9 protein-coding genes and 1 tRNA gene are annotated in these 11,274 nt (G+C 49.1%); 4 read left to right on the top strand and 6 right to left on the bottom strand.

Translation table 11 applies throughout. The features are described 5' to 3' along the window. Positions 1–79: 79 nt before the first annotated feature. Complete coding sequence (locus tag H7U12_RS20860; protein WP_186641811.1) at positions 80–862, bottom strand: RHS repeat domain-containing protein; 783 nt, start codon at positions 860–862, stop codon at positions 80–82. Between the two features lie 171 nt (positions 863–1,033). Further along, a tRNA-Leu gene (locus H7U12_RS20855) sits at positions 1,034–1,116 on the bottom strand. Between the two features lie 1,580 nt (positions 1,117–2,696). Here H7U12_RS20855 and H7U12_RS20850 point away from each other — a divergent pair. The 3 genes from H7U12_RS20850 to H7U12_RS20840 all read left to right on the top strand — a co-directional run bounded on the left by H7U12_RS20850 (position 2,697) and on the right by H7U12_RS20840 (position 5,891). Continuing rightward, positions 2,697–3,497, top strand: coding sequence for a DUF1206 domain-containing protein (locus H7U12_RS20850; protein ID WP_186641809.1), 801 nt, complete (start codon positions 2,697–2,699; stop codon positions 3,495–3,497). A 167-nt stretch (positions 3,498–3,664) separates the two neighbouring features. Next, positions 3,665–4,591 carry a PhzF family phenazine biosynthesis protein gene (locus H7U12_RS20845; RefSeq protein WP_186641801.1) on the top strand — a complete coding sequence of 309 codons (927 nt, stop codon included), beginning with the start codon at positions 3,665–3,667 and terminating at the stop codon, positions 4,589–4,591. Positions 4,592–4,691: 100 nt separating this feature from the next. Further along, positions 4,692–5,891, top strand: coding sequence for a metal-dependent hydrolase family protein (locus H7U12_RS20840; protein ID WP_317170807.1), 1,200 nt, complete (start codon positions 4,692–4,694; stop codon positions 5,889–5,891). A gap of 87 nt (positions 5,892–5,978) precedes the next feature. Here the strand turns inward: H7U12_RS20840 and H7U12_RS20835 are convergent, their stop codons facing one another. From H7U12_RS20835 to H7U12_RS20820, 4 genes are all read right to left on the bottom strand, one after another. Next, on the bottom strand, positions 5,979–6,869 hold the full coding sequence (locus H7U12_RS20835) for a PD40 domain-containing protein (RefSeq protein ID WP_186641797.1): 891 nt from the start codon (positions 6,867–6,869) through the stop codon (positions 5,979–5,981). Positions 6,870–7,311: 442 nt separating this feature from the next. Beyond that, entirely contained in the window at positions 7,312–8,010 is a 699-nt protein-coding gene (locus H7U12_RS20830) for a DUF2461 domain-containing protein (RefSeq protein ID WP_186641790.1), read from the bottom strand. Between the two features lie 218 nt (positions 8,011–8,228). Next, a complete protein-coding gene (locus H7U12_RS20825) occupies positions 8,229–9,068 on the bottom strand; it encodes an anti-sigma factor (protein ID WP_186641788.1) in 840 nt (279 codons plus the stop codon). A gap of 2 nt (positions 9,069–9,070) precedes the next feature. Continuing rightward, a complete protein-coding gene (locus H7U12_RS20820; RefSeq protein WP_241749593.1) occupies positions 9,071–9,604 on the bottom strand; it encodes an RNA polymerase sigma factor in 534 nt (177 codons plus the stop codon). A gap of 224 nt (positions 9,605–9,828) precedes the next feature. Between H7U12_RS20820 and H7U12_RS20815 the strand changes: the two genes are divergently transcribed. After that, positions 9,829–11,208: an NAD-dependent succinate-semialdehyde dehydrogenase gene (locus H7U12_RS20815; protein WP_186641786.1), complete on the top strand. Its 1,380-nt coding sequence runs from the start codon at positions 9,829–9,831 to the stop codon at positions 11,206–11,208. The last annotated feature ends 66 nt before the right edge of the window (positions 11,209–11,274 follow it).

Here is an 11,274-nt window from a genome sequence, read left to right as displayed (position 1 = left end):
TGACAAGTTTATAGAGAGCAGTTGGAGTGAACCCTTATTTTTAGCATAAAAGCTCAAGCCAATACAAAACCTTAGCTTACTACAGCATGTCATACTCCAGCTTCTGCCAAAATTCGTCAAAACGAATCTCCACAGGCAAACCGTCCAAATTGTAGGTATAAACAAGCGGGATGACCTCTTCCTCCACCCTCTCACTATTTGAGTTGTCAAATCTGGTCAACTTCAACTCAATTGGGTTATTGGGACTTAGATAGGAAATAAAGTTCCAGCCCCTGGCATTAGTGAACTCCAGAGGGCAACCGTAATGGCTGATAGATGCGCCTAAGCCTTGGAAAGGATTTCTTTTGGTGTCATAGGTTACCTCTAGTAGAAAAGACCTAAATCCGAGCTCACCAGTATACAAGGAAGTATAATAACCTTCCTGCTTTATTACATTACCAGAAGCGTCATACGTGAGCAACGTGGCGCCTCCGTCTTTAATGTTCACTCGCGTAATACGTCCTTGTGCGTCGTGCTCGAAAGTAAAAGTACTACTCGGCCGATTTGGATTGGGCGGAAAACTTCTGGAGACTTCTGTAAGATTTCCTTTTGCATCATAGCTGAACGTCTCCCGCATGCCTTCATCTGACACAGAGGTTAGCAAATCATTTTTACTATAGTAAAGCCGATATCTATCAAAATTCGTCAAAAGACCCCTTCCATTGTAACCATAAACATGGGTCATGTAAGGTTCCGTACGGTAAGTAGAGTAGATGGAGGTTTTAGCGAGCCTGAGTTGCGGTGTCAATCTTTCCTCTTCCTCTTCGCAAGAGAACCCCAGCAGGGAAAGAAGCATAAAAGATAAGTATAATGTATATTTCATTTGATGGACAAGCTAGGTACATTATCTTCCAAAGGAAGATCATTACGCAAAATGCTATAAACCAGCGATTCAGTAATCTGTAGAATATATCAAAATATTAACTAGATCTCTATAAACGAACACAAAAAAGCCTTGCAACTAAATAAGTTACAAGGCTTTTTACTTTTACAGTGCGCGCGGGGAGATTCGAACTCCCACACCCGTAGGGCACCACCCCCTCAAGATGGCGTGTCTACCAGTTTCACCACGTGCGCAAGGCACAAACAAGGGCGTTTCCTTATTTGGTGGTACAAATGTATAGTTTCCTTTTTTTTCCTGCAAGTCCTTTCAAAACTTTTAGACCAACTGTGGAATAGTTTTACCTAGGCTCGCAGACGCAACCAGACCTCTATCATCAATATCAATGCGGTTTCAGAGGATTAAACTGAAGACATTATTTTTACAGTTATTGCTATTTAATAACATTAAAACAATTATCAGCGAAGCAATTGATAAATTAAAGATTAAAACAACAGCATATTACCTATTGTTTATTCAAATCAATTCAACCGTATTTAATTTATAGACTCCTAATCTAAACCCAAACCTTCACTTATATTTAGTAAGAACAAACCCAAATATCACTCCACTAATGAATAATACCTCTAAAGCAGTCCAGTAACAAAAATTTACAAATCTCACCTTTAAACAATTCATCAAGTATACTTTATTACATTAAAATAAGAATCACTAATTAAAATCAACATAAATTCTAAGCAAATATTTAAGCAAGTACCAACTACAGCACACAACATTTTCTAATGCAAGTAGTAACTATCAAAATAGATCCTAAATATAAAAATCACAATCAAACTGTATTACTACATAAACACCCACCAGATTTATTAACAATGATTCCCATTAATACCAACTAAAAACTCAAACAATTCCCACTTATAACATTTCCAAGCACAAACCATCATAACATTAGTTAACAATAAAACCTCAATCACATCATTCCATCAACCAACCACATATACTCCTGTTCATTTACATTCAAAATAAGCAAATCACACATACTACTAAGCAACAAATCTATAATTTTACTTCTTACTTTAAGAATAATATTCTTATAAATATAGCTAAAGAAACCATATTACTAATTTCAGATCAAAACCGATTATACATAGACTACATTACCAAGCCTTACTACTTAATTGCACAGAAAAGTATCGAACCAACTAGAGATCATGCGTAAAACACCTTTCATCAAAACAACTCGTCTCACCTAACGTATAAAATATACATCCCCCGCCTAGTGCTGCTTAACTTCTTACATGAGCCAGCATCCTTCAAAATAGCTGTTTGGAGAAATTTACCAGATACTCTCAGAAAGGCAGCTTATACCATCTCAATTAAAGCAGAAAGTGATATATATTAAACTCCTGTTCTTCAATTTATTAAATTATTTTATCTCAACGTCAACTTTAATCTATTCTATTCTCCAGCATTCCAGTTGTAAACATTTTACAAGTTGTCCTCTTCAGGCAAACATGGGTTTTGCTAAAATTTTTATCATACAGAAGAGAAACTTAATCTTATTTTAACATTTAGAAATCAATTATTTTTTTTATTCACTACATCAATAACTTTTATTATACAAATTGAAAATTTAATTATGACTTAATCATATCTGATAAGAAAGTCAATTTAAAACTATAATATACAATTAACGTCACATATTTCTGAATATACAACCAAGGCAAGTAGTACAACTAAATTCACACTTTGAGAGTATTCATCACTTATCAACAGCTTTTACTCATTTAACTAAGCAACAGAAACAAATACCAAGATGAACCAACAGAGAAAACATTGGATTGAACAATTTGCAAAAGCAGGCTATGTTGCCAAAGGAATGGTATATGTGTTGGTTGGGGTATTGACAGCAATGGCAGCGTTTGGCCAGGGAGGAAAAAAAGCTTCTAACACCGATGCGCTCCTTCAGGTAAAAAGTCTGCCAGGAGGTGGTTTCTTATTAGGTATATTAGCCGCTGGCTTACTAGGCTATTGTGTCTGGCGAATGATACAAGCCATCAAAGACACAGAAGACAAGGGATCTAATCCGAAAGGAATAGCATCCAGAATTGGTTATGCCATTAGCAGCATTCTCTACGGATCATTAGCTTTTCTGGCGTTCCAAATATTATCCGGCAAGGGCAGCGGCAGCGGTTCTAGTTCAAAAGAGAAAGACATGCTATCTGAATTATTAGACAAACCTTTCGGGAAATACCTGGCCATCATTATTGGGTTAATTGTAATTGGTAGAGGGCTAAATCAGATATACAAAGGCATTACAGCTTCGTTCATGAAAGACGTAACCGGACTACCGCGCGACCGGTTCGATGTCTTGAAAAAAGCCGGTCAGGCAGGGTTTTCCGCCCGCGGAATTGTCTTCAGTATTATCGGTTTTCTTTTTGTCAGGGCGGCCTGGTTACAGCAGCCACAGGAAGCTGGTGGCACCACCAGTGCCTTTTCGTTTCTGCAAACCTCCCCCTTCGGCAACATACTTTTAGGCATTGTGGCCTTGGGTTTAATCGGCTACGGGATCTTTATGTTTGTGCAAGCCAGATACAGCGATATCTCCATCGATTAAAAGCCAGGTTCCTTTCATCGCCACCAAACCGGTGTCTTCTCCTCCAGTTCAAGGAAGAAGGCACCGGTTTCGTTTTAAGCTCGTTTTCAGAAAACACCTCTAAAACGGAAGGGCTCCCTCCTCTCTCCCTACTATTTCTTCTGCCAGATACTTGCTAACTTCCGGCCATGCAAACCATTCCTTATTACATTGTAGACGTGTTCGCCGATGCGCCTTACAAGGGCAACCAGTTGGCGGTATTTCTGCAGGCTCAGAATTTGACCACGGAACAGATGCAGCAGATGGCCCAGGAAATCGGCTTCGCGGAGTCTTCCTTCCTGTTATCGGACACCGGGGAGGAAACTGGTTTTCCCACCAGAATCTTCACGGTAGAGTACGAGGTACCGTTTGCCGGGCATCCCACCCTGGGTACGGCCTATGTCATTCAGCAGTTTCTATTGAAAGAGCAGGTTCCGGAACTCAGCCTGCAGGTGAAAGCGGGACAGATTCCGGTAACGTTCACGTACCAGGGGAGCCAGCCAGATTTCCTGATGATGCGCCAACTCAACCCAACGTTCGGTTCAACGCTGCCCAAAGATCAGGTAGCGGCGCTAATGGGGCTCACTCCCGAGGCGCTTCACCCCGAGTTCCCCGTGCAGGAGGTGTCCACGGGCTTGCCATTTCTCATCATTCCGCTGCAAAAACTAACCGATATCCAGAACCTGCAGGTGCGGCCCGACCAACTCCTCGCCTTTCTGCAGCAGTACGGCCTCTACAAAACGCAACGCCCCGATGGCCTCACCGTAGCGCTGTACTTTTTCTGCCCCGAGACCTATTCACCCAACCATCAGGTAAACGCCCGCATGCTAGCCTTGGAGAATGGAGAAGTGATTGAAGACGCGGCTACCGGCAGCGCCAACGGCTGTTTACTGGCCTATTTTTTAAAACATGGCTATTTCCCGGAGGATAACCTGGAACTGCTGGTGGAGCAGGGCTATGAGATTAAAAGAAACGCCACCATCAAGTTGCAGGGCCGGAAAACGGCTCCAAATCAATACGAACTGCTGGTGGGTGGCCAGGTACAGCTCATCTCGAAAGGAGAATGGTATGTTTAGCTACTCACGGGTAAGATGCTCCATTGCAACTTGGGTTTTTCTGTTGGGCCTCTTCGCGTTTTCAAGGGGTTTTGCCCAAACCAATCCTAAAACAGATTCTGTGTTCGTTCTGAAACCCAGCCAGGTGTTTGACGGCCGCGATTTGCACAAAGACTGGGTAGTGGTGGTGCAGGGCGAACGCATCGTAGCGGCAGGTTCCGTCAAAACGGTGTCGCTTCCGCAGAACGCCCGCACCATAGAACTGCCGGGACAAACCCTCCTGCCCGGGCTAATTGAGGGGCACTCCCACCTGCTGCTGCATCCCTATAACGAGACCTCCTGGAACGATCAGGTTCTGAAAGAGGCCGACGCCCTGCGGGTGGCGCGGGCTACCGTCCACGCGCGCAATACGCTTCTGGCGGGCTTCACCACCGTGCGCGACCTGGGTTCTGAGGGAGCGGAGTACGCCGATGTCGGTTTAAAACAAGCCATCAATCAGGGCATTATTCCCGGACCGCGCATGCTGGTGGCCGGCAAAGCCATGATCGCAACGGGCAGTTACGGACCCAAAGGGTTCGATCCCGCTTTTGAGGTGCCCCAGGGCGCGGAGGCTGCCGATGGCATGGACAACATCAGCCGCGTGGTGCGCGACCAGATTGGCATAGGCGCGGACCTGGTGAAGGTCTACGCCGATTACCGATGGGGGCCCAACGGAGAAGCCATGCCCACGTTTACCTTAGCGGAACTGAAACTGATTGTGGAGATTGCCGCCAGCAGCGGTCGTCCGGTGGTGGCCCACGCCAGCACCCCGGAAGGCATGCGGCGCGCCGTGGAAGCCGGTATTAAGACGATTGAACACGGAGACGGAGCCACACCCGAGGTCTTCAAGCTGATGGCCAGGAAGAATGTGGCGCTCTGCCCTACCCTGGCCGCCGGCGATGCCATTCTCCAGTACAGCGGCTGGCGGAAAGGGCAAGACCCGGAACCCGCCCGCATCACGCAGAAAAGGGCTAATTTTAAATCAGCGATGGCCGCCAAAGTGCCCATTGTGGTGGGCGGAGATGTAGGCGTTTTTCCGCACGGCGACAATGCCCGCGAGCTGGAGATGCTGGTCAACTACGGCATGCCTGCTTTAGACGTGCTTCGGGCCGCCACCGCCGGCAACGCCAAACGCTTCCATCTGGACAACCGTCTGGGCATGGTGCAGACTGGCCTTCTCGCGGATTTAATCTCTGTCTCCGGAGATCCCACCCAAGACATAGCAGCCATCCGGAAAGTCCGGCTGGTCATGAAAGGCGGCCAGATTTACCGGCAACCGTAACCCGTTGGTACAAAACCGAAGAATCCGCTTTGGGGCTGTTTTACTGAAAACAGCCCCAAAGCGGATTCTTCGGTTTCAGGAGTTTCCTTATTGATTTGCCACAAAGGAGAGGTGATTCCCTTTCGGGCTCACGGCTAACCGGGTGATGTTTTTAACGCCTTGTTTGCTGAAGTCAGCCACTTGGTGCCAGCGCTTGTCGGTACCGGGTTTGTAGAGGTACAGTTTGGCGCTTTGGGCCATGAGCAAACGGCCATCGGGTAACCACGCGTAGTCCTGGCTGCCGGGTAAAGCCTGGATCAGGGTTTCGCGCTCGCCGGTTCTGGTGCGCCACTGTTTGATCTGGGCTACGGAATCAGACACCGGCACCAGGTACGAGATCGCTTGTTTTCCCGGCACTTTGTGCAGACTTCGCCCCACGTTTTCTTCAAGTTTCACGGTTTCTTTGGTAGAAGGCATGGCTAGGTAAAGGCCCATGGGCGGCTGATCGGGGAAAGCGGCCACTAGAAGCGTATCGGGGGTATGCCACACATGATAGCCGATCAACTGGGGCATCGCCAACAGGGAAGCTGGTTGGCCACTGCCCGCCACCAAAGGAAATCGCCACAGATGCTGCTCTTTCCCGCGCACCACCGAAAACGACTTCCCGTCCGGGGTCACCAAAGGAGAATATTCGGCCTCCGGCGTGTGGGTGAGTTGTTGCGTCTTCTTACTGGCGATGATATACTGGTAGATATCGGTTTGCTGCCCATCGCGCTGCGAGGTGAACAATATTGATTTCCCATCTGGCGTGAAGCTGGGCTGGTTGTCGTACCCGGGGCGGTTGGTGATATTCACTGCTGTCCCCACCTGCAAGCCCTCCTTCTGCGGTTTAATCGTCATCAGGAAAACATCGGTGTCAGGAACACCCTGTGCCTGAGCCCCCACTGACCATAACCCGAGGCTATACAGAAGCAAACGTTGTTTAAAGGAGAACTTCATGGAAAAACAAAATAGCTTTATTTAACATATGAAACAAACTAAAGTCAAAATTGGCTACAATTGCCGAACTCAGCCTAATGAAAGGCGAATGCAACCACTCGCGTCGTTCTTTTCTTCATCGCCGAGGGAAATATTTCAAACTGAAGAGAACAAAGCCTAAGCTAAGGAAAATTTTACCAGAAAGAATCCTCAAGCGCAGAGTTGAATATTGAAAAGAAGATACCTCTTTGCGTGTTCAAGATCAGTCAGCCCAATGAACAGCACCAAAACTTGACTTTTACCTTTTACCATTCTTCCATTTGCAAAAGTTTAGCTTTCCGGTTAACCGAAGTTCCCATCATCTGTAGTTCGAGTTGGCACAAAGAAAAGCGTCTCCCCTTTCGGAGAGACGCTTTTCTGTATTCCTTTTTATGCCCGTTTTCAGAAAACAGGGGCAAAACGGTTAGGCCTCTTCGGCTTTCAATTCTTTCAGCTCCTTCATGGGCCGTAGGAAAAAGTCGTTGAGGGGTTTCACGGCTTTCATGGCCGCGAGGCACTCATCGTAAAGGCGGTCGCTGGTGACTACTTCATCCGTGAGCATGTAGGTAGTGTTCCAGCTTTTATGGCGGAGCAGATCGATGGCGGGGTTCTCGCTGTCGTAGCCTTTGGGAGTGGTTTTCAGTTTCTCACCGGCTACCCCGGCATAGTATTTCTTGAACGAAGGATCAGCCAGTAGGCTTTTCAGTTCATCGTAGTTGTAATCAATCTCCTGCCGGATGGCTTTTAGCTCGGCGGCTGGCGGCATCCAAACGCCACCGGCCAGAAAGGAGCCATCGTTGGGGCTTATGTGCAGGTAAAAACCGGGGTAAATGGTCTTGCGGCCTCCCTCGGCCATGTACGCGCAGATATGGTCTTTGTAGGGACGCTTGTCGTTCGAGAAACGCACGTCGCGGTAGATCCGGAACATGAGGTCCTTGGGTTCTTGCCCCTCCAGGGCGGGTTCAAACTGGGCGGCGCCTTGCAGCAGGGTTTTCAGGAACGAAATAAAATCCTGCCGAGCGGCCTCGTACCGATTGCGGTTCTGTTCAAACCACTCGCGCTGGTTATTGAGCCGAAGGTCTCGGATAAAATCTAAGGTGGATTGGTCTAGGTGTTTTTTCATGAGGTCTCGTGATGATGGCTAGAGCCATGTGAAGAGAACAAGCGAGCCGCAAAGTAAGTTCTGGAGGGCTTTTTTCAAAAACCGGCTTAAAATTCAACCCTCAACCCAGTTCAGAGACTCTATAAAAAGCTTGCCTGTTTTGGGGCCACTTTCTTAAAAACAGCCCAAAAACAGGCAAGTACCTAATGCCTTATACTATTACCTGGCAACCGAGATTCTTATTTGCTGCTGCTGTTGCCCATCACGTACATCTCCTCCAGAGTGGGATTCACGCTGCCACCTTCTGGCTCCAGGGTAACAGCGAAGGCCTGGGCTTCTTCAATGGATTTCATCCGGAGCAAGGTACTGTCGGTGGTTTTCACTACGCCGGCGTCAATGGGTTTGCCTTGCGCCAAGGCCCATAGCTGGTACTGCTTGCCGGTGGGTGCCGCGGGCAAACTGGCCCCATCAAAATACACTTCCTTGGTTTCCTGGTTCCAGAAAACAGTGGCCTGGGCATCGGGGTGCTGGGTAACGCCGTTCAGTTTTACGGCCAGGGTTTTAGGGTTACGCAACACGCCCAACAGGCTCTCAGATTGCAGACTGCGGTTTTCCAGTTGGTTGACCTGCAGCGCGTATTGCCGGGTAGTTTGCTGCGCCGAGACCAGTTCCTGGCGGGTTTCCTGCAGGTTGCTGTACAGGTACACGTTGGCCGCGGCACTGATCAACAGTAAAATCACGGCGGCAATCTGCCACCAGGCGGTACCTGCCCGTTCGGTTTCATGCACGGTCTCAACGTGCGGCAGAGACACTACTTTGGCGGTGGGTGCGGTTTGATGTATGGGCTGAGCCGAGACGGTCTGTAAGTGCCGTAAGATCTGGTCTTCCAATTCAGGACGGGGTGCCTTGGCATGGGTGAGCGCGTAGGCTTCCATGGTTCGCAGGCACTCCTCCAGGGCGGTGTGTACGTCTGGGTACTGGGCGGCCATGCGCTCCACTTCCTCGCATTCTGCGGGGGTGAGGCCACCGGCTGCGTACAGCTCCAGTACTCCTGAGTCTATATACTCCTGTGTATTCAACGCTATTTGATTAATTTGCTCAAGAATTTGATGGCCATCCGGGCCCTGGTTTTCACGGTTCCCAGCGGAATGTTCAACTCCTCTGCCACCTCACTTTGGGTGAAACCGTTAAAGTACATCAAATCTATGATTACTTTCTGATCTGGGTTCAATTGCTCGGTCATTTCCTGCAACCCAATGTGGTCTGGTTTGATACCATCGCTGCTCACCATGTGGGACGTGACGGTGTTTTCCATGGGCTGCGTTTTGGAACCTACGCGATATTGCTTTGAGCGGATTTTATCAATAGCTAAATTTCTGGATATGTTCAACATCCAGGTAAAGAGCCGTCCCTTCTGCTCATCGTACGAGGAGAAAGCGGACCAGATTTTCACAAAGCTTTCCTGGAGTACGTCCTCGGCCACCTCTTCCTGCTTCACAATCCGGAGGATGACGCCGTACAGTGCTGCCGAGTAGTTACGGTAAAGAAGAGTGATTGCCCGTTGGTCCTGCGCACGCAATTGCGCCACCAACTCCTCTTCAGAAGTAATATTCAATGTTGAGTCCAACAAATAAAATCTTTAGGCCAAAAGGCAGTGGGTACTGAAGCAGGGGAGATGAAAGTAACCTCCTTTACGTAACTCTTTTAACACAGTTATGTAGAATATGTTTTGAAGAGAGCGGATAGCAGCACGTGTCATGAACGTATTTTTACGGACATTATGCGTGCAAGTTATTCCGTTTACCTCCATACTAGTACTATACCTAAATTAAAAAAGTCATGTCTATCCAAACGATTAATCCATATACCAACACCGTAGAGAAAACCTTTGACCCCGCCACCCCGCAGGAAGTAGAGGAAACCCTTCAACGCGCCGATGCCGCTTTTCAGGCCTGGCGCACCACCTCGTTCTCGCAGCGGTCCACGCTCATGCAACGCGCCGGCGACGAACTGGCCGGCAATACGGATTATTACGCCCGCATCATCTCCCTGGAGATGGGCAAACCGCTGGCCCAGGCCCGGGGTGAGGTCAACAAATGCGCCATGGTCTGCCACTACTACGCCCAGCACGCCGAGGAATTCCTCCAGGATGAAGACATCCGGACCAGCGCCGTCCGCAGCTTTATCTCCTATGAGCCGCTGGGTACCGTACTGGCCGTCATGCCCTGGAATTTCCCGTTCTGGCAGGTATTCCGGTTTGCAGCCCCCGCGCTCATGGCCGGCAACGTGGGTCTTTTGAAACACGCCTCCAACGTACCGCAGTGCGCCCTGGCCATTCAGGAAGTGTTTGATAAAGTAGGTTTTCCCCAGGGATGTTTCCAGTCCTTGCTCATCGGGTCCAGAGAAGTGGAGCAGCTCATCAAAGACAACCGCGTGAAAGCCGTCACCCTGACTGGCAGCGAGGGAGCCGGCGCGAAAGTGGCCTCCGTAGCCGGAAACGAAATCAAGAAAACGGTGCTGGAGTTGGGCGGTTCTGATGCCTTCATTGTGTTAGCTGATGCCGATGTGGAGGCCGTGGCCAAGAAAGCCGCCAGCGCCCGCCTCATCAATACCGGCCAGAGCTGCATCGCCGCCAAGCGCTTTATCCTGGAGAAACCTATCGCCGAGGCGTTTTTGGCCGCTTTTTCCGAAAACATGCAGAAAAAGCGCACCGGAAATCCGCTGGAAGACGAAGACATTGATTACGGACCGCTGGCCCGCGTAGACCTGGCCCAGGAACTCACCGAGCAGGTGGAACGCTCCGTAGCCGCGGGTGCCAAACTGTACCTGAAAGGCGGCCAGCCCGATCCGGAGAAAGCCCTCTTCCATCCCGCCATCCTCACCGATATCCAGCCCGGCAACCCGGCGTATCTGGAAGAGTTCTTCGGGCCGGTGGCGTTGGTGTTTGTGGCCGAGGATGCCCAAGACGCCATCCGGATTGCGAATGATTCACCGTTCGGTCTGGGCGGCTCCATCTGGACCAACGACATCAAACGCGGGCAGGAATTGGCCAGACAGGTAGAGGCCGGAGCCGTGTTCGTCAATTCCATTGTGGCTTCAGACCCGGCGCTGCCGTTTGGGGGCGTCAAGAAGTCTGGCTACGGGCGGGAGCTGTCGTATCTGGGCATCCGGGAGTTCGTGAACCAGAAAACCATCTGGGTAGGCGAACCTCAGGAGTAGCCTAACAGTTTGTAGGTGACATACCCCACCCATTCGTGAATGAGCCTGGACCACTTCAGGAGCGCC

It is taken from the genome of Rufibacter sediminis (assembly GCF_014269285.1).
Lineage (GTDB): Bacteria > Bacteroidota > Bacteroidia > Cytophagales > Hymenobacteraceae > Nibribacter > Nibribacter sediminis.
The sequence above is the reverse complement of the archived record's forward strand: the minus strand, read 5'-3'. Positions and strand labels throughout refer to the sequence as shown.